The 23,769-nt window shown below is 43.9% G+C and carries 19 protein-coding genes; 5 read left to right on the forward strand and 14 right to left on the reverse strand.

The features are described from left to right. Positions 1 to 9 precede the first annotated feature (9 nt). Genes MNR06_RS12515 through galU form a run of 5 tightly spaced genes read right to left on the reverse strand, consistent with a single transcriptional unit; the run spans position 10 to position 5,858 of the window. A complete protein-coding gene (locus tag MNR06_RS12515) occupies positions 10 to 1,155 on the reverse strand; it encodes an FAD-dependent oxidoreductase (RefSeq protein ID WP_243536571.1) in 1,146 nt (381 codons plus the stop codon). 56 nt (positions 1,156 to 1,211) lie between these two features. Then, complete coding sequence (locus MNR06_RS12520) at positions 1,212 to 2,048, reverse strand: CFI-box-CTERM domain-containing protein (protein ID WP_243536573.1); 837 nt, start codon at positions 2,046 to 2,048, stop codon at positions 1,212 to 1,214. A gap of 41 nt (positions 2,049 to 2,089) precedes the next feature. Further along, positions 2,090 to 4,129, reverse strand: coding sequence for a replication restart helicase PriA (priA, locus tag MNR06_RS12525; protein WP_243536575.1), 2,040 nt, complete (start codon positions 4,127 to 4,129; stop codon positions 2,090 to 2,092). Then, entirely contained in the window at positions 4,126 to 4,974 is an 849-nt protein-coding gene (locus MNR06_RS12530) for a hypothetical protein (RefSeq protein ID WP_243536577.1), read from the reverse strand. Before MNR06_RS12530 ends, priA begins: the two co-directional genes overlap by 4 nt. Positions 4,975 to 4,982: 8 nt before the next feature. Further along, a complete protein-coding gene (galU, locus tag MNR06_RS12535; RefSeq protein ID WP_243536579.1) occupies positions 4,983 to 5,858 on the reverse strand; it encodes a UTP--glucose-1-phosphate uridylyltransferase GalU in 876 nt (291 codons plus the stop codon). A gap of 172 nt (positions 5,859 to 6,030) precedes the next feature. On the opposite strand from galU, the gene MNR06_RS12540 reads away from it, so the two are divergent. Further along, positions 6,031 to 7,278 carry a hypothetical protein gene (locus MNR06_RS12540; protein ID WP_243536580.1) on the forward strand — a complete coding sequence of 416 codons (1,248 nt, stop codon included), beginning with the start codon at positions 6,031 to 6,033 and terminating at the stop codon, positions 7,276 to 7,278. Here the strand turns inward: MNR06_RS12540 and MNR06_RS12545 are convergent. After that, positions 7,275 to 8,378, reverse strand: a complete 1,104-nt coding sequence (locus tag MNR06_RS12545; protein ID WP_243536582.1) for a M23 family metallopeptidase — start codon at positions 8,376 to 8,378, stop codon at positions 7,275 to 7,277. The two genes, MNR06_RS12540 and MNR06_RS12545, sit on opposite strands and share 4 nt — an antisense overlap. On the opposite strand from MNR06_RS12545, the gene MNR06_RS12550 reads away from it, so the two are divergent. Next, complete coding sequence (locus MNR06_RS12550; protein ID WP_243536584.1) at positions 8,377 to 9,198, forward strand: PorV/PorQ family protein; 822 nt, start codon at positions 8,377 to 8,379, stop codon at positions 9,196 to 9,198. The two genes, MNR06_RS12545 and MNR06_RS12550, sit on opposite strands and share 2 nt — an antisense overlap. A gap of 36 nt (positions 9,199 to 9,234) precedes the next feature. Continuing rightward, positions 9,235 to 9,363, forward strand: a complete 129-nt coding sequence (locus MNR06_RS16710) for a hypothetical protein (RefSeq protein WP_256461057.1) — start codon at positions 9,235 to 9,237, stop codon at positions 9,361 to 9,363. 198 nt (positions 9,364 to 9,561) lie between these two features. On the opposite strand, the gene MNR06_RS12555 is transcribed toward MNR06_RS16710, so the two are convergent. From MNR06_RS12555 to MNR06_RS12590, 8 genes are all read right to left on the reverse strand, one after another. Next, positions 9,562 to 10,935 carry a TonB family protein gene (locus MNR06_RS12555; protein WP_243536586.1) on the reverse strand — a complete coding sequence of 458 codons (1,374 nt, stop codon included), beginning with the start codon at positions 10,933 to 10,935 and terminating at the stop codon, positions 9,562 to 9,564. A 140-nt stretch (positions 10,936 to 11,075) separates the two neighbouring features. Further along, positions 11,076 to 12,038: an SDR family oxidoreductase gene (locus MNR06_RS12560; protein ID WP_243536588.1), complete on the reverse strand. Its 963-nt coding sequence runs from the start codon at positions 12,036 to 12,038 to the stop codon at positions 11,076 to 11,078. Positions 12,039 to 12,130: 92 nt separating this feature from the next. Then, positions 12,131 to 12,784: a ligase-associated DNA damage response endonuclease PdeM gene (pdeM, locus tag MNR06_RS12565; RefSeq protein ID WP_243536590.1), complete on the reverse strand. Its 654-nt coding sequence runs from the start codon at positions 12,782 to 12,784 to the stop codon at positions 12,131 to 12,133. Then, on the reverse strand, positions 12,753 to 15,194 hold the full coding sequence (locus MNR06_RS12570; protein ID WP_243536592.1) for a ligase-associated DNA damage response DEXH box helicase: 2,442 nt from the start codon (positions 15,192 to 15,194) through the stop codon (positions 12,753 to 12,755). Before MNR06_RS12570 ends, pdeM begins: the two co-directional genes overlap by 32 nt. After that, entirely contained in the window at positions 15,191 to 16,813 is a 1,623-nt protein-coding gene (locus tag MNR06_RS12575) for an ATP-dependent DNA ligase (protein WP_243536593.1), read from the reverse strand. Before MNR06_RS12575 ends, MNR06_RS12570 begins: the two co-directional genes overlap by 4 nt. After that, a complete protein-coding gene (locus MNR06_RS12580; RefSeq protein WP_243536596.1) occupies positions 16,810 to 17,802 on the reverse strand; it encodes a ligase-associated DNA damage response exonuclease in 993 nt (330 codons plus the stop codon). The genes MNR06_RS12575 and MNR06_RS12580 overlap by 4 nt, the downstream gene beginning before the upstream one ends. 81 nt (positions 17,803 to 17,883) lie before the next feature. Beyond that, entirely contained in the window at positions 17,884 to 18,996 is a 1,113-nt protein-coding gene (gene nagZ, locus MNR06_RS12585) for a beta-N-acetylhexosaminidase (RefSeq protein WP_243536598.1), read from the reverse strand. A 3-nt stretch (positions 18,997 to 18,999) separates the two neighbouring features. After that, positions 19,000 to 19,881, reverse strand: coding sequence for a hypothetical protein (locus tag MNR06_RS12590; RefSeq protein ID WP_243536601.1), 882 nt, complete (start codon positions 19,879 to 19,881; stop codon positions 19,000 to 19,002). Between the two features lie 123 nt (positions 19,882 to 20,004). Between MNR06_RS12590 and MNR06_RS12595 the strand changes: the two genes are divergently transcribed. Then, positions 20,005 to 22,227 (forward strand): Tad domain-containing protein, encoded by a 2,223-nt coding sequence (locus MNR06_RS12595; protein ID WP_243536603.1) that lies wholly within the window; start codon positions 20,005 to 20,007, stop codon positions 22,225 to 22,227. Between the two features lie 94 nt (positions 22,228 to 22,321). Further along, positions 22,322 to 23,761 (forward strand): hypothetical protein, encoded by a 1,440-nt coding sequence (locus tag MNR06_RS12600; RefSeq protein ID WP_243540805.1) that lies wholly within the window; start codon positions 22,322 to 22,324, stop codon positions 23,759 to 23,761. Positions 23,762 to 23,769 lie beyond the last annotated feature (8 nt).

Genomic DNA, 23,769 nt, shown 5'->3' on the forward strand with positions numbered 1-23,769 from the left:
TTTTGATTTTTACAGAACTGCTTCTGCAGGAGCTTCGTTTACTTCGACAACTGTTTCTGGTACAGGCGCTTCAACTTGGAAACCCAAAGAAGCTACGATCGTTTCAGCTTGCAATAGCGCACCCACAAGATTTCTTTGTTCGTGAACTGTTGGTGAAGCAATCCAAAGGTTTTCAAGCTCTGGGATCGTCATGTTCGCCTTAAGTTTAATGTCACCGTTACCAGCGATAATTGGCGCAACGAAAATTCTTTCAAGTTTTAAACCGTCAAGAGCTTCAGGGTAAGCGCGTTTGATTTGGCGTTTGATTTTCTTAAGTGCTAAACCAATCACTTCACTGTCTTCAGTGACTTCATTTTCAATGAAAGTCATCCATTGAGAAGATTGAAGTGTTTGGCCTTCAACTTCATTGGCTTGCAAGAAGCGTCCTACGCAAGGTCCGATTTCATCTTGAGTAGTGCCATTTAATACGTGCATCGCCTTTGATTCAGTCACAGCTTTGCTATGGCAAAGATCCAAGCACAAAGCTGTCCAGTAAGTATTTTTTGATAACTTAGTTCTGGCGCGAATCGAAATTGAATCTTCTGGAAGCAAAACACCAAGGTCTTTCACAGTGCCCGCAAAAATAAAGTTTTGTGCGTGCAAAGTTTTAGATCCATTGATCGTGATGTGAGTAACCTTTTGATCTTCTTTGTGGAACTTAGTCACGTAAGAGCGAGGCAAGAAGTCGCCTTTAAATTTTTCAAATAAGCTTTGAGTCCACTGGTGTGGCTCTGAAGCTAGATCAATGCGCTTGCTACCTGTGAAGTAAGCAAGCTCTTCGTAAAATGCCGGTGGATTTTCTCCAAAGCCCAAGAAAGTTTTAAAGCCACCAGCTTCGTAAGTGATAGGTGCTTCTTCAGAAACATCGGCGATCACTGGCTGGCCCAAAAGATTTTCTAAAAAGCGCATTGCCTTTTCAGAAAGAACGGAATCAGGAACAAAGCGAAGTCCATTGTTCATCGGGCCGGTTGGGAAATTAACTTTTTTATTAACTCCATTTGGAACATCCATCGCTTCGATCAGCGCGATGTTTTTAGTTTCGCGACTAAGTGCTGCCGCGATGCTAAGACCAGTTAATCCACTTCCAATAATTGCGTAATCATAGATATGAGCCATGCAAATACCTTCCCTCAAGATGCGGGATCTTTGCAAGCCTCAAAACAGCCCACAACTTAGCTAACGCATTTAATCAAAAGACGGAGAGCTGCTCTGACTGCGGGTTTTAGACGGGGATGCTTATCCAGTAAGCATGCAATGCGCGGGGAAATCCTATAGTAATTCGCAATGAATTTTCTGCCTAAACTGGAATTGCGAAGAGTGAAATCGCGGAATTCACGAAGCTGCATAACTTCATGGGCTTGACCGTCTTCGAAGGCTGCTGTCGCGATGAAACAACGAGGGCGTTCCTTATCCGACATTTTTAAGAACTGTTTTACGACGTGGGGATTCTTAGCGGTCTTAGAAAATGATTCTGCTTTTTTAATAATATCCGGATAGATCGGCGTGAATTGTATAAATACAGCCAATTGCTTAGCCGCATTCATCATGCGATCAGCGTATTTTTCATTGGTATCATAAATCCGCAACAAATCCCAATACACTGAAGCTACTACAGTAAGCTCAGTCGTTCGTGCGCTTTCTTTAAAGGCCTCGGGTTTTAAGCGATCCCCTTTTTTAACTTCAAATACGATGTCCAAAATTTTGAGATATTTTTCGTAATTTAAAGCGGCGTCGGAATAACCTTTTTGGGTCATCGAAGCGCGAGCTTTTTTAATCAACATCACGCGACTTTTCCAAAGCTGCAAGCGATGTTGTTCTTTGGCGCGCTCTTGCTGCATCAATACGCCCCCGCTGCTTGTCGCAACGGTTCTGCGCATATCGGAAATACAACCCGCACAAACTTGCGGTGGCAAATTCGTTTCTCCTGAAGCCTGGAGTCTTGTGATTAAATCCGGGTCAACAGGGTGTAATTCCGTGACTTGAATTCCGCAGCGCGGGCATTGAATCATGATTTATCCCTTAGGCATTTATTTTAAGGGATACTTAAGGTCTAAAGCAAACTCATTGGATCGATATCGATCAATATTTTTATTCCTGAAGGGATCCAGTCTTGATCACCCAGTAACTGTCTAGAAAAGGGATTGGCTGCATTCGCTTGAGTCGATTTTACAAGCAAATGATAGCGAAATTGCCCCCGTAATTTCGATAACGGCGCTTCAGCAGGACCCAGCACCTCTATAGAGTTATACTGAGGGTATTGAGCTTTTAAAGCGTACGCTCTTCTGGCTAAAAGTCCTGCAGTTTCTTCAACTTTCCCTAGATGGGGTCCTTGGATTCGGAAGCTGACAAGTCTGCCTATCGGAGGATAGTGAAGTTGCGCGCGCATTTCTAATTCGTGTTTCGCAAAACCTTCATAATCGTGATTGCGCGCAAAAGTAATACTGTCGTGTTCAGCATTGAATGTTTGAATGATTACGCGGCCTGGATTTTCGCCTTCTTTGACGTGACGTCCACTGCGACCACTCATTTGGGTGATTAACTGAAAACTTCTTTCTGTGGCTCTAAAATCAGGAAGATTAAAACCAACATCAGCAAGAACTAATCCCACAAGTTTCAATTTCGGAAAATCCAAACCCTTAGCAATCATCTGGGTGCCGACAAGAATATCAATTTCCCCAGTTTCCATTTGATGAATAAGTTCTTCCAGATCCGCGCGACTTTGAATTTCATCGCGATCGGCGCGCGCGATTTTCTTTCCCGGGAACAAACGGGTCAAATCTGTTTCTAATAACTCTGTGCCAAGCCCGATGGCTTCAAGCTGTCCTTCGCTGCAATCAGGGCACTTGGTTTTAAAGTTTTCATGATAGTCACAGTAGTGACAAACAAGGTGAGAGTGCGCGTGCAAAGTTAAAGAGATATCACAGTTCGGGCATTCACGCGTGTGACCACATGAAGGACACACCACCATTTGTGCGACCCCACGGCGATTTAAAAACAGTGCAGCTTGGTCGCCTTGATCTAAAACTTCATGCATGCGCTCATAAAGATCTGCACTTAACCAAAACGGCAGATGGGAATATTTCTGCACAATTTTTTTTTGTTCATCGTCGTCGGCTTTTAATTTTCTTAAATCAATAACTTCAATTTCAGGAAGCGATCGATTGGCAACGCGCTTTTTTAAAGTGTGAAGATGGTATTTTCCTTCAACCGCGTTTTTCCAAGTTTCTAAACTTGGTGTTGCAGAGCCAAGGACCACAGGGCAATTCATTAATTTACCCATCACAACTGCAGCATCGCGGCCGTTGTATTTTAGCTTTTCATCTTGTTTAAAGCTGGGCTCATGCTCTTCATCAACGATAATTAAGCCTAAATCTTTAATTGGGCAGAAAAGTGCTGATCTTGCGCCAATAAGAATGGATTTTCTGCCTTCCACGATATCCCACCACTGATTGGTGCGTTCACGATCTGTAAGCTGCGAATGCAAAGCTGCAATTTTATCGCCGAAGCGTCGGGCGAATCGCTGAATCAGTTGCGGGGTTAGCGAGATCTCTGGAACTAGAACAAGCCCGCGCTTTCCTTCGGCCAAAACTTTTTCTAAAAGTCGTAGATAGACTTCGGTTTTACCTGAACCCGTAACCCCAAATAAAAGATGCGTAGAAAAATTAGAGTGTTTTGAAATGCTCTCAAAACAAGTGCGTTGTTCTGTGGTTAAATCTAAAAACGTATCACTTTCAAGTAGGGGAATAACCGGAGGTCTTTTGGAAGCACGCTGCTTGTCGGTTTTTTTCAGTGGCGGAAAGGCCGATTGCACCACTTGCCCGATGGGATGCAGATAGTATTGCGACAGCCACTCTAGCCACTTAACAAAAGCATCCGGAAGGGCCGCATACTCATCATCCAGGGATTCAATGCTCTTAACTTCAAACTCTGGCGGCTTGTCTGCAGGGCCCAATACAAGACCCTTCACCTTGCGCTTACCAAGGGGAACGTTCACTAACTGTCCACGTTCAAGGGGGCCAGAGTAACTATAGGTCAAAGCCTCTGGAAGAGGAGCATCTACTGCCACTCTCCACAGCTGGTCTGAACTCATCTAAACCTCGTGTAGAACTCCGTAATAACGTCTTTGGCAGGAATGTTATTAATACCATCCCACTTGAGGTTGCTATCTAGGGAATTAGGCTGAAAAAGACTGACGGCTGATTGCGGGCGGGCCTGGGCACTGATCAAACGGATTGTCACAGTGTTCGCGCCCCAACGAATGGTGCGGCTGCGAGGGTAATGTAAACCCTTAGCAAATTGACTGTAATTATTTGCACTCATTTCTGCTTGGGAAGGTAGGCGCAGTTTACGAATCACAAAGTGATCTTGTTCAATCCAAATTCCAGGCAATTCATTTTCTTGCTCTGGCTGTGTGGCAGTTCCAAAAGCGTAATTTACTACGCCTCCGGTTCTAGAAAATCTTACCCACGGTTCACCATCGTATTTAAAATCTGCACCAGTGCGCGGCACCGCTTTTTTTGCATACGCGCCCGCAGGAATGATTTTTAAGTGAGCTAGGGCACTAGCCATAAGCTCAGGGCTGCGGAAGTTTAAATAACGTTCGATAAAGTCATCGGAAACTTTTTCGCTTTTACGAGTGTTATTAACCTGGCTCCACTTTTGACCGCCGTTATAAATAAATTGCAGCTTAAATGTGTTCTGCAAATCCTTACCGCCGGTCACAGTTAAGCGCATGGTTTTATCACTATCAATCAACCATGTTTCTTTAACAGTTAAAGTTTCATCACCATTTGAAAACTGAACTTCTTGTTCAATGGCGTAAATACCACTTCCAGAGTTTTCCACGGTTTTTTGCACAATCGTGCGAGTGGGAAGAATGAAAGCCTGGGCCTGAAAAGCTAAGAAAAAGAAAAAAGTCGCAAAAAGAAATTTCATGTTCATCCTTAGTTCAGGCGCTGGGCAAGTTCTTTGATGTAAAGTTTAAGCTCATTACCAAGCTCGGGGTTGCGAAGTGCAAGCTCAATGTTTGCTTGCAAGTATCCAAGCTTATCACCCGCATCATAGCGGTCAGCTGTGAAAGTCATGGCATTAAGTCCATGGGTTTGGCAAAGGACCTTCATGCTATCGGTTAACTGAATTTCACCATGTAACGAGGGTTTTGCTGAATGCAGAATTTCCATGATGTGATTATCAAACACGTAGCGGCCAGGTAAAGCCCAGCGGCTTTTTGTTTCTGCTGGTTTTGGTTTTTCCATTAATGAATTTACTTTGAAATAACCTTTGTTGGTTTCTTCAACATCAGCAATTCCATATTTTGAAACATCTTTATCTTCAACCTTCATAACTGAAATTGTCGAAACTTGAGTTTCATTAAATGATTTTACCAATTGTGACGTGACGTTGGGTTCACCCATAGTAATTTCGTCACCGAGTAAAACTGCAAACGGTTCTTTACCAATAATCGGTAGTCCGCAAAGAACAGCGTGGCCCAAGCCGTAAGCATGTTTTTGGCGAATGCTAATGATGTTGGCTTTATCGCGAATTTTTGTCACACGCTCTAGCAGATGTTCTTTTCCATCTTTCGCTAACTTATCTTCAAGTTCAAAAGACGTATCGAAAAAGTCTTCAATAGCATTCTTTCCGCGACCTGCAATAAGCACGATGTCTTCGATACCTGCTTGCACTGCTTCTTCAACCACGTACAAGATGATAGGTGCATCAACAATAGTTAACATTTCCTTTGGAACTGTCTTTGTTGCGGGCAGAAAACGAGTTCCTAAACCGGCTGCTGGAATGATGGCTTTTTTAACTTTTCCCATACTCTATAAATCTCAAACGTTTCATTTTAAGACAACTATTAATCAGAGGGCCTGAACAGTCGGCCTGCGTTAGGAAAAAGAGGCATTTTCTGTCGTCTCACGCTGAGAAGTCTGTGGGTTTTTTGTGAATTAGCCGAATAGTATCTGGTATTCTGTTTTGGGGGAGTATTCCATGAAAGTACGTTTTAATAAAACGACATGGCGGGCAGCCAGTGGCATTTTTGCCTCTTTTCTGCTGGTCGTTTCGTTTCAAAACTGCGGTAAAGCCGGCTTTGATGCGAATCTAGATAGTTCTCTTGATCCCGGCGTAACAGATGCTGCGTTAAGTGCTAAATACGGCGAAGCTGTAGGTGCTAAAGTCGCAGAAATTCCTTTTGCCTTCGAAGCAACTTTCGACACAATCACTTATAACTCATGTGCTGAAACTCAAATCAGAAATAATCCTGCGTTCTTTTCAATTAAAGCAGGTTCTTATTCGACGGGTGGAATTTCTGTTAAGAATGAATTTTTTGATTATGCTGATCAAAACTTCAAGCCGCTTTATCCAGCAACACAACTTTCTGACAATCAATACAAAAGTTTCTTAGCTGATTCTCCGAAAAATAACGGCGCTACACCGACAATGGCTGTGCGGGTGAAAAACAGCTTAACTGACGTGTACACGGCAACTAGCAAAGTGGAATTGTGGACAGATGTGGTTCCTCTTGTTGGAAACTTAACTGACTCTTTAGTGATGGATTCAATCGCTACTAAAGGTGTGTCTGCAAATTATTTCCCATTTTCACCTGAACAGCGTGTGATGGAAGCGAATTTAAATTTTAATTCTAGCGAAGAGCTAGCTGAAGAATTCAGAAACATCTTCATGAGCTCAGGGGTCCTTTCTTTGACATATATGTCTGATGCAACTGAAATTTATAAAGTGCGTGCGGCGGCTGACACTTACCCGGTGAAATCAGCTTATGGCAAAGGTTACACTTTAACTTTTGCTCCGTATGCAATGGCTGGTGCCGCGATTAATAATCCCAGCCGTGTGTTATCAAGTGTCGGTGAAAACGATCTTTCTGTTTCCGGCGCTGGTCGCTCTTGGAGCTGTGGACGCGTATTTAAAGTTGTTCGCGCGCAAGATGCAGCGACTTTATGTCCTGCTCACACCTATAATGATTTAAAGAACTCGGCCATTCGTTCAGAGCTTGCGATTGCCCGCCGTCATCTTCGTGCGGATCAGTGGGATGTCAACGTAAGTCAACGCTGTGTAGTTCCAAAGGGCGGAGTTTCTTGTTACAAAGAAGAATCTGTCGCTGGTGCACCCGTGGTTGAATACGATTTAACAAAAGAATGCTTCCGTCCAAATGGAAGCTACGGTGGTGCAATTCCTAATAGTAAGTGCATGCACTTTGTGACAGTGTGTACCCGCGATTAGTTACTAGCAACGCGGGCTTCAAGCAGCCTTTCCATATGGGAAGGATAAGGTTTAATGAACTTTATAGGGTCGACCATTCGACCCTTTCTTTTTACTGCGAAATGTAAATGCGCGCGCGTGCAGTATCCGGTGCAACCGACCTCACCAATTTTTTCCCCCGCACGAACTTTTAAACCCTGACGGACACGACGATCGATGCGATGAAGATGATTATAGGAAGTTTCCATGCCATTTGGGTGAAGCAAAACGATATAGTTTCCTGCCGCACGGTTATTACCATATCGAACCACAGTTCCATAGCGGGGAGCATAGACTGGGTCACCCACTGGAAGTTCAAAGTCGATTCCTAAGTGGGGTTGGTGGCGGCCCGTAATCGGGTGCTTGCGGTTGGGTTGAAATTTACTAGCCACCTTTAGGTATTCAACCGGGGCATAGAAGGGGCGTTGTTCGAAAAGATCTTGGGAGTTAAAAAAGACACCAGCGTCTTTATGGCGAACAAACTTTTTCTGAACTAGCTCGCCCCCGATTTCTAGGGAAGTCTGCAAAACCTCACCGTATTTTACAAACTGACCGGCTTCGTAATTCTTTTCAACTGTGAATGAAAAACGCGAACCACGAGACACGTTTCTGCTGACTAAGTCAAAAACGTAGGCGTCAGTAAAGCGGGTAGCGACCCAATTGCTATTTACTTGCGCAAGCACACTGCCAAGTAAAGAGCCATGCACTCGACCTTCTACCTTTTTTAGTACAACATAGTAGTTAGGATTATAACGAAGTGCTTTTACTGATTTTCCCTGCTTCACGATTTTAAAAGCATCAGAAGTTTGTGAATCAAACATACGAAGTTCGATAGTATTTCCAGAGCGACGAACCAAATAACGGGTATCAAGAGTTAAAAAAAGATTTCGAAGTCCACGGTCGGAAGCCAAAACCTTTTCACGTTCCTTTTCGCTAAAACCATTTTGCCTAAGAATTGAAAGTAAGTTGTCGCCAAGACGAATCGGTTTTGCAGTAAATGTGTTGGCTGATGCTTGTGCTGGTTGATAGGATATGAACGCAATAAAAAACGCACTCACGATACCTGCGAGGTAAATAGCCATGCCCCATCCTTTGAGCTTAGTTAAACTTCCTGTTTTCCTAATGATTTATCTTACAGTGAACCTAGCTTCGGCCCAAGTGTATAATTCCTCAATCTCAGCTGCGACAGGTGGAACTGGACGTGCGGCTGTAGAAGCAGGTGACGCATCTTTTTTAAATCCTGCATCGCTTGTTCATTTGCGCGGGCATTATTTATTTTCCTCTTTTGCGGAAAATGAATTCGCGGTTGCCTTAAGTGACAATTCACAAGAAAGCTCTTTTCCAGCTTCTTTAGGGTACGTAAGAAAAACTTTTGAAGTCGCAAATGCTGAAATCGTGCAAAGTGATATCACATTTTCTTTAGCAGAATTTATTGCTGATAAATGGGCCTTCGGAATTACAGGTCACTATTTTCAATTAGAAATTCCGCTAGCAAGTTACAGTCAACCAAATGCGGACCTAGGATTTTTGTATACTCCTGAAGCCCATATTGGTTGGGCTTTGGTGGTCTATAATGCCTTCGGTGAAGATAAAGATATCCCAGAGGCATATAGACCTGAAACTTCGGTGGGCGGGGGCTTTAATTATATCTATCAATCGCGAGTCCGATTCCGTTTAGACGCCACTTCCACGTCCCTTTACATGGTGGGCTTAGAAACCTATATCAACGATTTCGTGATTACTCGTTTAGGCTATCAGAATAATACTGAGGAAAAACGGGAACTTATTACCGCGGGCGTGGGCTTTAAAGGCCCTAGATTCGCTTTAAACTATGCTTATCAGGGAAATTCGCAAATCTCAGGAGATTACCGCCATTCGGTTGACTTGGAGATTCCGTTTTGATAACTAACCGTTTCTGTTAAAAACTCAGGAGAGAACATGGCTTCTAAAACTAAAAAAACTGAATACATCCGTGAAAAGAAAAAATCTACTAGCGGTAAAAAGCGTAAAGCTGCAGTTCGTACTAAAGGTACAACTAAATCAGCAAAAGTTCTTTTCAAAGACTAGTCGGCTCGTCGATAAGCAGGCATCTGACTGCGTTGTCGGCACTTAGCCTTCGCTCCGACGTACCTTGCAGGTACGCCTGCGCTGCGGCTAAGGACCTCCGCCTTGCATATGCCTACTTCTCGCCAAGCCTTGATGCTTTGCGATAAAAAAGGGAAACCAGTGGTTTCCCTTTTTGTATTTGTGGAATTGATTCCGATCTTAGTTTTTGCTGACGCGAAGTAGACCGCCGGCTTCTTGGGCTCCGCCTTTAAGGTCCCAAACGAATGGAAGTTCAACCCAACCTTCTTGGCCTGGATAGAAGCGCCATTTTTTTAATGCCGTTAAAGTTTTCGCATCAAGATTTCTAAAGCCCGTTGATTTCATCATTTTGAATTTTGAAACGTAACCTTCTTTATTGATGTAAGCAACGAAGGCTACTGCACCTTTATCTCCGCGCAGACGTTCTTGCGTATCGTATTGAGGACGGGGGTTACCCGGCATTTGGCGAAGCTGTTCTAAACTTCTGACTCCTGATGGAACTCCTGAAACTTGTGTTCCTGAGCCAGTAGATCCGTTGTTGCCAGCGCCAGAACCCGCTTTAGTTCCATAGCCTTCACCTTGTCCACCCATGCCCGCTCTTTGGGCAGCCGCTTTTCTATTTGCTGCAGCTAAGGCAGCAGCACGTTGAGCAGCCAAAGCATTCGCACGATCACTGGCTTCAGCAGCAGCGATGGCTTTTGCATTTTTTTGGCGAACTGAGTTTTGCAAGTTTGCTAAACGATTTGCTTCGGCCTTATTTTCTTCATCAAGCGCGCCCAAGGTATCTTCTTGGTCTTCTTCTAACGCCGCAGCCATTGCTGCCATGGACTGTCTTTCGTTTTCAACAGTGGCTCTGTGGGATGAATCAATATGATCGAAATCTGGATTTAGATCTTCATCAAGATTGGATTCAAGTTTTGCGTTTGCGAGTTCCGCTTGATCTAATTCTGGTGCATCGATGTCATCAATCGTCATCGGTACAGCTTTAAAATTAGTTTTAGGAGCCATACTGCGAGCGCCACCTGCTTTTGTCACTGCAACTGCTTTTGCTGCGGTTTTAGTAGCTTTTGCAGGAGCCGATTTAGCTTTTACTGATTTAGCCGGGTTCGCCGCAGCTTTTGCTACAACAACGTCACCCGGTCCGCCAACGTCATCTAATTTTTCAACAACGGGAGTTTCTAATTTCGCCGGAGTTCCACCTTGTGTTGGCGGAACATAAGCGCCACGCGCCTGACGGATTTGTGGAACGTCTTCGATTTCAATTTCGATTGTTTCAGTTTTAACTTGTTCAACTAGCGGCACGCTTATTAAAGCGATTAGCAAAAACGCAACGGCGTGGAAAGTTGCAGAGATTGTCATGAAGCGAGAAGATTTATTTTGTTCTGGCTCTTGATGGGCCATTAGCCAGGTATTGAAATCAATGGCATTGTTGCCTGACTCGCTTAGATTTTTTGACTTCTCAGAGGGTACGAAATCGGCATTAGGCAGTTTATAGTCGAAAAAATTCAACTGGCCGTCGTTCTGTGATTTTTCATTATCGAGTTTAAAACCCATAAATACTCCTCTGGTCATAGAGGAGCATTATCAATTCCTAGGCCACTAAAAAGCGGCCCTAATAGGCATAAAATGCAGTACACCCAAGGGGGCTTGTACTTATTTCACCTCTGTACGGACCATGGGCAGCCAAGGGGTGACTAGTTTAGATCCGTAATATGGGGCTTTAACATTTCCTTATCGGCTTTGATTTTCCCTTTATGATGGCCGCGCAGTTCTCCCTCTAGGGCTGAGGGCGTGAACAAAGCTTCATTTTCAATGCGATGAGGTGTGCGAGTCCCTTTAATCTGATCATCGAAAAGTTTTTTAAGCATGTACTTGTCAGTAAGACCCGGTGCTAGGAATTCCATGATCGCTGAAAGTTTGGATTGAGCACCGACGTAAACATCGCGCTCTGGATTTTCTGCGCATTTAAGAATTTTTTCTGCAGCATAATCCGGGTGATAACATGGATCTGGTAAAGAAGGTTCACCAGACTTTAAATGGTTCACAGCATGTTCAGGGAAAAGTGTATCAATGGCTGTCGGTCTTACTAAGCAGACTTTGATGGGCACTTCGTCTTTATCAAGTTCCATACGTAAGGCATCAGTGTAAGCCTTCACTGCGTGTTTGGTTGCTGAATACATTCCTTGCAATGGAATTGCTCTAGCTGAAACTTCGCTTCCCACATTGATGATGACGCCTCCGTGGCCTTTGAATGCATCAACAGCCACATGGCATCCGTGACGGGTTCCCCAGAAATTTGTTTCGAATAATTCGCGTTCTTCAAACTCTGGAATTTCTAGTAATGGACCGTAAATGGATCCGCCAGCGTTATTCACCCAAGTGTCTATTTTCCCGAAGGCTCTTTCTGCTTGGCTGCGCAGATTTTCTAAGTCTTCTTTGTTTTTCACATCGGCCTTCACGCCAATCGCTTTGTAACCAGCAGCTGTTAGCTTTTTGCAAATTTCGATCAGTTCATTTTCGTTGCGTGAGGAAAGGACGACATTGGCGCCTCTTTTTGCTGCCATTTCTGCCGTTGCTAATCCGATTCCGCTTGAGGCTCCAGTTATAACGATAGTTTGTTGATTGATTGCTTTTGGTTTGAAGTCTTTGGCAGTCATGGATGCCTCCTCATTAAATTCAATTTACAGTGTTGTTGGCGAAATTAAATTTGATCGAAGGTAAACTGTGAATAACCAAGGGATAGACTGCATCAAGGTCTTGTGTCGACTTCAAAAATACTGTCACTGCCTATGGCAAAAACTCGATCGTTTTTTCCGGGGCGAATGACGTAACCTCCGGTTAAACTGCCGAAGGCTGGAATCGTTAGACAGTTTTTTTCTAAGTGGAAGCAGGGAAGTTTTAGTTTTAGTGGTCCTTCATGAATTCTTACTAACGGATGTGTGTGCCCTTGAATTTGAAACTGGGGAACTTTTTTGTATTTGTGCCCGTGGGTAAAAAGGAAAGGACCAATTTCCATATCCTCAATCACCATTTGAAACGGAAATCTTTTTAAGAGTTCGTGGGAAGCTCTTTCGTGGTTTCCCAATATCAGTGACCATTGGACGTTTCGGTAAGCGGCAAAGAATGAGTTCAGGTCCCTGACGACGAGTTCACTAAGACTGTGTTTATCGTGAATCCAATCGCCAAGGATAACCACGTGTTCAATCCCGTGGCGATCAATAAGGTCTGCGATCAGGTTTAAGTCATCGCGATGCGCGCCGGAAGGCATGGGTACACCAGCGTGTTGATAACTTTCTGCTTTTCCTAAATGGACATCTGACAAGCCCAAAAGCTTTTGTCGCTGCCACAAAAAAGCTTTTTGCGGTAACAGATCAATGTCTTCGTTCGCGACTTGTATCTTCATTTTTCTTTTCCCAGGATTTTTTAAGTCGGGCGATTTTAGATTCAAGGCTTTCATTTGAAAGATTGCTGATCGCTAGGTTTTCAACGACTAGTGGGAACGCCAAAGGGGAGGGTGTATCTAAAGTAATCCACTCCACGCTCATCTTTTGCAGTCGTTGCAGTGTTTTTTTTATCCTTCCGCTTTCAAGTGAGTTTGTTAGCACCTCATCAAGGCTTTGTTTCATGAGTAAATTATTGGGTTCATGCTTTTTAAAGACTTCAAAGAGCAAGGAAGAACTGATCTGCATTTGTCTTCCGGTTTTAGGAGCACCAGGGTATCCAGTGAAAACCAGTCCTGCGATTTGTGCTACGTCTCGGAATTGTCTTTGAGCTAACTGACCTATCTCTAGGGATTGACCAATTTCTTCGACGATCTCGTGTTCAGAAAAGAACTCATCATCAAATAAATCTTTAAAACCATAATCGCTAGGGCCGATTATTTCAAAACCATAGTCGTTGACGGCAAATGAAAAGGTGGATGGTTTTCGTTGGGCAAATCTATATCCCCAAAGCTGAGCTAATCCTTCATGCACCGATTTTCCTTCAAAAGGAAAGACGAAAAGGTGTTCGCCTTCTTTAGAATGCCACTCTTCAATCAGCAGCATTTCAGCTGTCGGTAATCGCGAGACTTCCCTTTGGGTTCCCAGTAGTGGCTGTAGCAGTCTTTCCATTCCTGGATGTTTTTCGCTGATAACTTCACGCAAGGCCTGACCCAAGGTTTCTGAAATAGGAAAGCGTCCGCCGTCCCAAGAGGGAATAACGTTTGTGGTGGCCTTACTTGATTTTACATAAGCAGTCATATCTTTCAGCATGACTAGCTCTAATCTTTTTCCTGCAAACTGAAACACATCGCCTTTCTTAAGTTTGGAAATAAATCCTTCTTCAACTGAACCAATGCGCGAACGGTTGGTGTAGGATACTTGCACGGACTCCTGGGAAACGATGGTGCCGATACTCATGCGATGCATTTTTGCTATGGCAGGGCTGGCAGGGCGGTATTTACCACTTTCTTCGTCGTAGATCAGTTTGTGGAACTGCGGATAGGATTGCAGCGTTTCCCCACCTCGGGTTAAAAACTGGCGGCACCATTTTAATTCTTCGTCTGTGATTTCTGAGAATGAATAGCTTTCTTTAAGAGCTAGGGTCAGCTCATCCATGCGTAAGCCCGGGCCACATGCCAGTGTCATCATATGTTGCAACAAAACGTCGATGGGTTTTTTCAGCGGCCGGCGTGGTTCGATGTGTTTACCTTTAAGGGCCTTTCTGACGGCTTCTAGTTCAAGAATTTCCCAAGAATTTGTGGGAACAAATAGCAGTCGGCTTTTTCCTCCGGGACGATGGGCACTTCTTCCGGCTCTTTGAATCATTCTGGCAACCATTTTGGGACTGCCGATCTGCACAACTCTTTCCACGGGTTGAAAGTCGACACCAAGGTCTAACGAGGAAGTACATACCACCCACTTTAAGGCGCCGTTTTTAATTCCTTCTTCCACGGCTTCACGTTCTTCACGATCTAAAGAGCTATGATGAAGTGCTAAATAAGGCTCCATCTCGGGTTTAGTTGATAGAATTGTTTCGTACCATTTTTCAGCTTGGGATCGCGTGTTTGTGAAAATTAATGTGGATATATCTGGGTTTAACTCTTCAAGTAAAGGCTCTTTCAAAGTTAGGCCGAGGTGTCCTGCCCACGGAAAGCGGTCAATCTTTTTAGGTAACAAGATATCCATATGTAAATCGCGATCACTGCCTCCAGAAATAATTTTTGGCTCTTGCCCGCGACCGACAGCTACTTGAGCAGCTTCAGTTAGATTTGAAATGGATGCTGACATCGCCCAGCTTTGCAGTTCTGGATTTAAACTGCGTAAATACGACAGTGAAAGTTCAATAAGGCTACCGCGTTTACTGGACATCAATTCATGCCACTCATCTAGAATTACGACTTCAATATTTTTCAAAATATCTTCGGCATCGGGTTGCGAGATAAGTACTGCTAACGACTCTGGTGTGGTTAACATTAAGTCCGCTGGATTAGTGAGCTGTCTTTTTTTTGCAGAATAAGAAGTATCCCCGGTTCGCGAAATGATTTTTAGCGGCCACTTTTCTTGTTCAATCGGTTCTAAAAGTGCTAGCTCCAAGTCTCGGGCTAATGCGCGAAGGGGAGTTATATAAAGTGCCTTTAGACCTTTCTTTGGATTATTCAAAAATTTTGCAAACGGTCCCATCACCGCAGCATATGTTTTTCCTGAGCCCGTTGGCACATGTAACAGTCCTGATTCTCCTCGTAAAAAAGCTTTCCACGCTTCCATTTGAAAAGTGAACGGTGTCCATCCTCTGTTTTTAAAGAAATCTTCAACCGGTTTAAGCTCCTTCATGACTGACCTGCCGCACTTAAAAGTTCCTTAGCACTTTTTATGGAGTCAGCATCCTGGGGTTTTTTATCTTTGCGCCAACGCAGAATGCGCGGAAAGCGAACAGCAAGTCCTGACTTATGCCTTTTAGATAGGCCGATACCTTCAAAACCGATTTCAAAAACGTGAAAGGCTTGAACTGATCTTACTGGCCCAAATTTTTCGACCGTATGTCGTCGAATCCACTGATCAAGTTCATCAATTTCTTTTTGATCGAGGCCTGAGTAAGCTTTTGCAAAAGGAGTCAGCTCATTATTTTCGTTCCACAGTGCGAACGTGTAATCGGTGTAAAGATTTGATCTGCGTCCCGTACCGGCTTGCGCGTAAATTAGAACTGCATCTAGCGTGAGTGGATCGACTTTATACTTCCACCAGTTTCCGGTTTTTCTGCCCACTGTGTATGAGCCACTCCATAACTTAATCATTAAGCCTTCAGCATCCTTGTTACGGGAATCTGCGCGCAGGCGATCGAGCTCATCAAGACTATCAACAGTTAAAGTGGGTGATGCCCTAATCAGTTTAGCAGAAATCTGTTCTAAGGCTTTATCGAGATATTCTTTTCTTTCTTTAAGTGGTTTATCGCGAAGATCATTGCCTTCATATTCCAGGCAATCGTAAGCGATGAACCCCGCTGGCAAATCGTTCATCATGGCGGGACTTACTTTCTTACGTCCCAAGCGTTTTTGTAGCTCCTGAAACGGAAGAATCTTATCGCCTTTAAAAACCAGGATTTCACCATCTAAAACTGTACCAGGGTGAAGACTTTCTAACGATTGCGCTACATCAGGAAATGTATTCGTGATTTGTTCTTCACCGCGCGACCATATCCATAATTGATTTTCCCTGCGAATAACTTGGGCACGAATGCCGTCGAACTTCCATTCGATACACCAATCTTCCGGCTCAAAATTCCTTTCACTTCTTTCGTTCCAAGGGTGAGCAAGACAAAATGGATAAGGCTGACTGAAGTTAAGTTGGTTCGGTTCGTGGGAAACAAGTTGCCTGAAAGTTTCAGCACCCGTAGCGATATCGCCAGTAAGTCTGTGAGCTATTTGGTCTGTAGGCAGTTCAAATACTTCAGATAGTGCGCGGATCACCAGCTTTTCGCTGACGCCGACTCGGAAAGCTCCGGTCATAAGCTTATTCAGGATGTAAATTTCCTGGTAGGTGAGCTCTTTCCACCAACTCATCAATTTTTCACTTTGAGTTAATTCATCTTTGATTTTTGATAAATCTGGAATTTCTTTTTCAAGCCACTTCGCAAGACTTTTATCTTTTGCTGTGCTTTCTTCGCTGCAAAGATTTAAAGAGTTCGCAAGCAGACTTAAAGTTTCGGCTGTGTCACCCACATGATGATAGCTTTCATCATAAAGCCATTCTGGATAATGGGTGGCACTTAAGAATAAATCGCGCAGATTTCGCGAAGTTAAAACTCTTTTGGAAATCTTTCCGGTTAAAAGTAATACTGCCCACATCGCATCGGCATCCTTAGCGACGGAAAAGTATTTTTTAAGCGCATCGACTTTTTCATTAGTGGAAGTGGTTGAATCAAGGTCTTCATAAAGCTTGGCAAAGGCTTTCATGAAGCCTCCTCTTCAGCAGAGTATTGAGTCTCAAATAAGCGGACCGTTTTTCCCTGTTCTTCTAAGAATCGACTTAGCACATCGGTTCTGCCGTGGGTAAGATAAATATCTTCGGCACCGGTTTCTTGAATTGTTTGGTTCAATTCATTCCAATCGGCATGATCAGAAAGTACGAATCCTTTTTCATAGCCTTTACGTCTTCGTGTTCCTCGCACTTGCATCCAACCAGAGGCAAATGCGGTTTGTGGTTCCTTAAATCTTTTCATCCAAGGTGAGCGATGGGCCGAAGGTGGTGCAATGATTAAATCACCTTTGAAATTATAACCTTTTGGCTGATCCATGACGGACTTGGTATTTAGAAGTTCTACTCCTGCCTTACGATAAATTTCATTAAGAGGTTCCACTGCGCCATGGGTAAATACCTCGCGGTCAGTAAGCAGTTTTAGTTCAGCGAGAATCCTTTGTGCTTTTCCCAAAGCGTAACAAAAAAGAAGTGAAGGACGATCCTGATCTCCCATCCACCAATCTAAAATCTTTTTTGCCGTCACCTCGCCGCGGTCCCATTTATAAACGGGCAGGGCAAAGGTGGCTTCAGAAATAAAGGTGTTACAGGGTACAATCTCAAAGGCGTCACAAGAAGGATCGGGGGTACGCTTATAGTCGCCAGAAGCAACCCAGATCTGATTTTTATATTCGATGCGAACTTGCGCCGAACCAAGAATATGCCCGGCTGGATGAAAACTTACCCATGTGGGACCAATCTTAAATTTCTCGCCCCATTTTTTGGTATGAACTGGCAGACTTTCACCAAGTCGTTGATGCAAGATCGGCAGACATTTTTCAGAGGAATAGTATAACTTGGAACCCCACTGGGCATGATCGGAATGACCGTGGGTGATGACCGCTTTTTCCACGGGCTTCCAAGGATCGATGAAAAAATCCCCGGCTTCACAGTAAAGTCCCTGTTGAGTTGCGCGAATGAGGTTCATCCATAAATGTTAACTCTATTCGCACGGAAGCATAATCATCAGCGAGCTGTGTTTTAGCAGCAGCTCGCGAGTGTGTTGAATCTATTCAGGCAAAAGTCCGTCAGGCACCTGACCATTTGCAATGGCAGAGGCAATCTTAAGATGGTCTGGGTGGCCGACGATGGCAGAAACTTCTTCCATAGATAAAGGATCAGGTTGAGTGATGCGTGTTTTTTTAAGTTCTAAAATGCGGCGATAGCTTTCTTCTAGATCTTCTTTCTTTAACGAACCTTGTGCTGTTGCCTCTAAGATTGCTTCAAAGGCTTTTGGTGGAGCATCGGGTTCATTGCAGTATAAAAGTAAATCAACTCCGGCTTTCAAGGCGCGCACCGGAACTTCATCCGCACCATAATGACTAGTCATAGCCTTCATGCCTAGATCGTCTGTGATGATAAGGCCGCGATAACGAAGTTCATTACGGATGATTCCTTTAATGAAAGTTTCAGATAATGTGACTGGCCAGTCCGGATCAATCTTCGGGAACTTAATATGAGAAGTCATGACCATATCAACACGGGCCTTAAAACTTTTCTTAAATGGAATCAGCTCACAAGCCTCAAGTCTTTCAGCATCCACATTTTCAACTGGCAAGTCTTCATGGCTATCTACTATGGTATTTCCATGACCAGGGAAGTGTTTAGCGCAAGTGATGATTTCTGATTTAATATAACCACGAACTAAGGCAGAAGCGTGCTTGGCAACCATTTCTGGATCTGAACTGATCGATCTGTCTCCAATTACGGTGTTAGCCGGATTCGTAAAGATATCCACGCAAGGTGCAAAGTCTAAATTAATTCCTACGGCTTTCATTTCTAACCCCATGCGATTCGCAAAGTGAAATGAAACTGTCGGGGCATCAAGATCACCTAGTTTTCTTAATGGTGGCCAAGTAGTAAACGGCGGCTTAAGGCGGTGAACTCTGCCTCCTTCCATGTCAATACCGATAAACAGCGGCGCTTTTTCATATTGTTTGTGGCGCAAAGATTGAAGTTCAGCACATAATTCACGAACTTGTTTTGGTTCAGCTACGTTTCTTCCAAATAGGCAAACGCCACCAATATTGTTATCAACGATAAACTTTTTTTCGTCAGCAGTAAGACTGTGGCCTGATAAACCAATAAACATGTGTTGGCCAATGATATGACTGATGCTCATTACTTAATTTCCTTTTTGATCTGCTTTTTCCGGTTGAGCTTTGATGATGATACCTTTACCTGGGGGAACTCCCATTTGTTTTCCGGGTGCTGGAGCGTTGGCTTCGGCCTGTTTTAATTTCACATTTCTTACAGCAACATTGGCAGTCCCCTCGGGGATTGACCCGAAGACTGTCTTAAGAATTGTGGTTGAATAAGGCATATTGTTAGTCGCTTCTGAGGGATTGGAAACAAGTTCAGTCGTTATTCCTTGTGCCATGGCGTTGGTGCCAAGAACTTCGCCTCGTTCATTTACGTAACTTAAGAATTTACTGTCTTTAAAAGTATTTAAAATTTTAAAAGATCTAAAACCGTTGTAAGTCATTTCCTTACCAACCAAAGCTTGTCCGCGATAGATGACGCCATCTTCTTCGGCGATAGCTTGATATTCATAGTTGGTTTCTGCTTGCAGTCCTTCTTTACTTTTCAGCATTAGATAAACGAGGAAAGTAGAAAGGAAGGTGCCCTTCGGGATTTTCTTCTCAAGGCGCTGAAGTTTTCCACCGCTGCGAATAACTCCACTCATGGTGTTATTTTTAAATTTTGCGTCGATGGTCTTACTTTCTTTTCCGGCAAGGGTTGTATATTCGTAGGAAACCGGTGCAAGTTCCGCGTCTGCGACGGCCTTTAAGCTTTCAGTGACTTCACTAGGACCTTTGCCAGTTTTCAAAAAATAAGTGGAAATGAATTGTTTCTTTTTAGTTTCAAATTCATAGCGGCTGATGATGTATCCGATGTGCTGATCACCTGAAAGGATCTTGAAATATCCCTCAAATAATATTTCTGCCTGCGAACTGAGCGGCAGTAACAGGGTTATAAAAATAACTGCGAACTTTTGACGGACCATCGTCGAGCTTCCTTCCAATGAAGTATGCCCTAAAGTCTGTCATCTCACTATTGAACAAGTCAAAGTTTTCGAGGTCGAGTTGTTGCTTCAATCGACAGACTAATACAGAATGTCTAAAGGCAGATGTTAAATAGAAAAAGCACTTTCACACAGAATATAGAAAATCAAAAAGGTCAGGTGGCTTTGTTCGTCGCTTTGATCTTTCAAGTGCTATTTCTTTTTTTCGCGATGGTTATCAACGTGGGTCTTTTAGTTCATCATAAAATTAATTTGCAAAACTCGGTTGATTTAGCGGCTTATTACGGCGCTATGAAACAAGCTGAAGGCATGAACACGATTGCCCACGTAAATTATCAAATTCGTCAAAGTTGGAAGCTGTTGGCATGGCGCTATCGTATGCTTGGGTCTGCAGGTGACTTTAAGGAACATCCGTTTAATAAGTTTTATAAAAACCTGCAAGGTGGGGACGAAGACGGTATCAATCCGGCGAAGCAGGATTTCTATGATGCTCCGTCATTTTGTATTACCTATATTCCTTTTAAACCAATGCCGCCTGCGGAAAGTACTTGCAGAGATATTGCGACGAAAAGTGGTATTAAACTTTTCGATGTCCCACAAGTTTTCATCGACTTACCAAACATCTCTGGAAAAGTCCGTGGACTTTCGCAACTTCTATTAAACAATGCCATTGATCGATGCCAACTTATCGGTGGGTTTAACTACACATTGCTTGGTGGATTCGTCGTCGCCTTTAATATCGATCAAGGGAACCGTATGCTCTTGATGTCTTATCTTTCTCGCGCTATGAGCCCGAGCTCTCCGCAAGATGATTTCTTTGATATTGATGGGCAAAGTGTGCATGACGGTATTGAAAAGACACTTAGGAACAATCTGACCTCGGCTAACAACACGTCGGATTTAAAGTTTCAGGTTTATAATTCTTTAGGTCATTCCAACTGCAATAGTTCTGGCGTGGATAAAGGAAGTCCTGCGAAGTGGCTTGTGCCGATTAAGACTATTCCGGCATTTAATTATATCGACAATAACTGTGACTCTAATTCGATCGGCCCCCAAGGCAGAATGCTTGATAGCAGTCAGGGTAATTGGCCTAGATACAGTAGAACAGCGGGTTCCCCTTTCTTTGAACAAATCAAAGAACTTGCGCCTTTTATCGGAATTAGAAATCCTTTAAGCGATATTTATAATTATTCAATTGGGGTTGAAAAGAACCCATGGTGCATGGCGTATGTGGGTGTTTCAGCCACATCGCAACCAAAAATTCCTTTTTCTCCGTTTGGTTCAATCACTTTAAAAGCGCGCGCATTTTATAAACCTTTCGGTGGTCGCGTCGGTCCGTGGTACTACAACCGTTGGCCGTCGGGCGCAGCTGGCGCAAAAGGTTCAACTGGTTCACCAGATGAGCGTTTAGATCCGAATTTGCCACCACGAATTCATGACGTAGCCAACGTCGGTGACCCAAAAGATCCCACTCGTGCTGCTAACTACAGTCGATTTGTTGGTGATAAGTTTGGTTTAAAAAGTCGTCGTGTGATGTATCAGTACGGAAAATCTATCTTTGGTTTAGACCCAAATTGGAAAGTAACAAACGAAGACTCAACATTTACTGATACGCTGAATGGTCAAACTGATTTTAGCGATGGAGCCCCTAACTTTGATCATTGGAATCATTTGCCATTTAAGTTTGCTGATCGGGGCGCAAGCTTAGACATTCTTGCTTGGAACGACAAACAAGATCAGCCTTCACGCATGCGTGAACTAGAACTTGCGGCTGTTTTACCAGATGCTTTTGATATGGCTTACTATTCCATCGAGCCTGATTTTTATCATAACTATTATGTGCGCCTGCGTGATGGTTTCTTAAAGGGGCCTGGTGCCGCCTTCGCTTCTGAAAAAGAACTTTTAGGGGATATCGGAATGCATCGTGGTTTCAACCAAGGTGGGGTGAACTACGACAGGTTCAGCGTAAAAAACCAATTTGAAGTAGTTAAAAAGAGTGCGCATTTAAGCTCTACAGTCGATTTTGCATCGAAGCTCACTTATATTTCGCAGAATTGGGAACATGCTCTGACGGGATGGGCGCCAATTAATTTGTTAAACTATGCTTTAGATACCAATAAATTTGGTAAATGTGCGGCTCGTCCACTGGGCGCAGATAATAACGATCCTAGGCCTGCCAACCCTGGCAACTGCGTTGTCGGTGGAACTACGGGGTATTCGGTAAAAATGGTTTCTTCAGACTACCTACGCAGTAATGACTTGAACTTAGGTGGTGAAGGCGTCAATGGCCCCCTCTTAAATCCGCCTCCAAATGAAGAAGAATTCTAATCGGTCATTCAGAGTGTCTCACTTTGAAACGTTCCAATTAAAACTACAGAATTTCAGACTTTTGTCCGAAAAGTGAGACATAGGGGAACTCTTTATGATGAGGCTTGCACTCAAACATCTGACAATCATGTTGGCCGTGTCGGCTATTTCTCTATCGCCGTTGCATGTTTATGCTGCGGAACCTGTTGCTGCAGCTACTAGTGGAACTACTGCTCCTCAAGGGAGTGGAGATAATAATGAAGCTGGGCTCGATCTTCAATTAAGAGATTCTTTCATCAAAGAAAAGGGAACTTTAGAAGCAAATCATAGCCAGTTGGTCGTAGATGAAAAGGCATATGCGGATGTGCTGAAGAATCTTCAGCGATACATCGATCGTCAACCGACATGTGTGAAAACCCATTCGGGAGCTGCCTATGCTTGTCTTGAAAACTGGAGTCCTAATATTCTGACAGGTGTAACTACTTTGAATACACTGATGTCAACAGTTGGAAGTGTGGCGGTTAAAGATCAATGTAGTAAGTTCGCAAGAGGTATGGATATCGCCAAAGCCGCAATGACAGCATATACCGCTGCATGCGGATCTGCTAAAGCAGGTTGTGGTTTTTACTGTGTTAGTGCTCGTGACGCACTTAAGGATTTTAAGAAAAGTGCAGCTCGTGCTGAAGCTGTAAGCTGTAAAAACCCAGCTGCGGGATGTGGCTCTGCCGTGACGGATTTCAATACGTCACTTCGTAGCATGAGTAAAATGGCGGACGATGAGTTAAAAGGAAACGTACAAAGATCAACGGCCGGAAAAGCCGGCCTATGCACTGAGAAGTACGCAAACCTTTTAACTTCAGCAGTAGCTGGTATCGCCAGCCTTATGAACGCAATCAAACAAGGTAAAGAGTGCGAAGAGGAAACAGAAGGTGACCCAACTACTCCTGCTTCTGATCCTTTAAAAGAAAAATGTAGCGATCCTGCAAACGCCAATTTGCCAGAATGTATCTGTTTAAAAAATCCAAGAACTCCAGGTTGTTCTAATGCATTTGAAAAACCAGGGGACCTTTCTGCTGGTGGTAACATTGGTACTGGCGCTACGGATAGAACAAATATCGCGGCGCCAACAGGCGGTCCTGATTTAGGTCCTCAAGGTCCAGCTGATATGCCAATTCCAGAAAGAAATCCAACTTCAGATTCTGGGGGTGTGGGTGCGCCATCAGGTGGTGGAGCTAGCCTTGGTGGCGGTGGCCTAAGTGGCGGCGGTGGAGCTGGTGGTGATAAATCCGAAGCCTCTAAAAAAGGTTTAGACACAAACATCCTTGGCGGCGCCGGAGGCGGTGGCGGAGGAGGCGGCTGGGGTGCAGCCGGTGGCGGAAGTTCTGCCAACTCAAAATATAGATCTTACCTTCCTGGTGGCAAAAACGATCCTAATAAGGGCATGGCAGGCAGCCAAGCTTGGACGAAGGAAGTCACTGGCCAAGGTGGAAAATCCAATTGGGATAAAATCAAAGAGCGCTACCGCGACAACAAGGGCACTTTACTTAGCAATTAGAGGAAGCG

It is taken from the genome of Bdellovibrio reynosensis, assembly GCF_022814725.1.
In the GTDB taxonomy this organism is placed as follows: domain Bacteria; phylum Bdellovibrionota; class Bdellovibrionia; order Bdellovibrionales; family Bdellovibrionaceae; genus Bdellovibrio; species Bdellovibrio reynosensis.

Coding starts and splice junctions, on each gene's coding strand:
- MNR06_RS12515 (WP_243536571.1), bottom strand. CDS start 1,155: ATGGCTCATATCTATGATTACGCAATTATTGGAAGTGGATTAACTGGT.
- MNR06_RS12520 (WP_243536573.1), bottom strand. CDS start 2,048: ATGATTCAATGCCCGCGCTGCGGAATTCAAGTCACGGAATTACACCCT.
- priA (WP_243536575.1), bottom strand. CDS start 4,129: ATGAGTTCAGACCAGCTGTGGAGAGTGGCAGTAGATGCTCCTCTTCCA.
- MNR06_RS12530 (WP_243536577.1), bottom strand. CDS start 4,974: ATGAAATTTCTTTTTGCGACTTTTTTCTTTTTCTTAGCTTTTCAGGCC.
- galU (WP_243536579.1), bottom strand. CDS start 5,858: ATGGGAAAAGTTAAAAAAGCCATCATTCCAGCAGCCGGTTTAGGAACT.
- MNR06_RS12540 (WP_243536580.1), top strand. CDS start 6,031: ATGAAAGTACGTTTTAATAAAACGACATGGCGGGCAGCCAGTGGCATT.
- MNR06_RS12550 (WP_243536584.1), top strand. CDS start 8,377: ATGCCCCATCCTTTGAGCTTAGTTAAACTTCCTGTTTTCCTAATGATT.
- MNR06_RS12545 (WP_243536582.1), bottom strand. CDS start 8,378: ATGGCTATTTACCTCGCAGGTATCGTGAGTGCGTTTTTTATTGCGTTC.
- MNR06_RS16710 (WP_256461057.1), top strand. CDS start 9,235: ATGGCTTCTAAAACTAAAAAAACTGAATACATCCGTGAAAAGAAAAAA.
- MNR06_RS12555 (WP_243536586.1), bottom strand. CDS start 10,935: ATGGGTTTTAAACTCGATAATGAAAAATCACAGAACGACGGCCAGTTG.
- MNR06_RS12560 (WP_243536588.1), bottom strand. CDS start 12,038: ATGACTGCCAAAGACTTCAAACCAAAAGCAATCAATCAACAAACTATC.
- pdeM (WP_243536590.1), bottom strand. CDS start 12,784: ATGAAGATACAAGTCGCGAACGAAGACATTGATCTGTTACCGCAAAAA.
- MNR06_RS12570 (WP_243536592.1), bottom strand. CDS start 15,194: ATGAAGGAGCTTAAACCGGTTGAAGATTTCTTTAAAAACAGAGGATGG.
- MNR06_RS12575 (WP_243536593.1), bottom strand. CDS start 16,813: ATGAAAGCCTTTGCCAAGCTTTATGAAGACCTTGATTCAACCACTTCC.
- MNR06_RS12580 (WP_243536596.1), bottom strand. CDS start 17,802: ATGAACCTCATTCGCGCAACTCAACAGGGACTTTACTGTGAAGCCGGG.
- nagZ (WP_243536598.1), bottom strand. CDS start 18,996: ATGAGCATCAGTCATATCATTGGCCAACACATGTTTATTGGTTTATCA.
- MNR06_RS12590 (WP_243536601.1), bottom strand. CDS start 19,881: ATGGTCCGTCAAAAGTTCGCAGTTATTTTTATAACCCTGTTACTGCCG.
- MNR06_RS12595 (WP_243536603.1), top strand. CDS start 20,005: ATGTTAAATAGAAAAAGCACTTTCACACAGAATATAGAAAATCAAAAA.
- MNR06_RS12600 (WP_243540805.1), top strand. CDS start 22,322: ATGATGAGGCTTGCACTCAAACATCTGACAATCATGTTGGCCGTGTCG.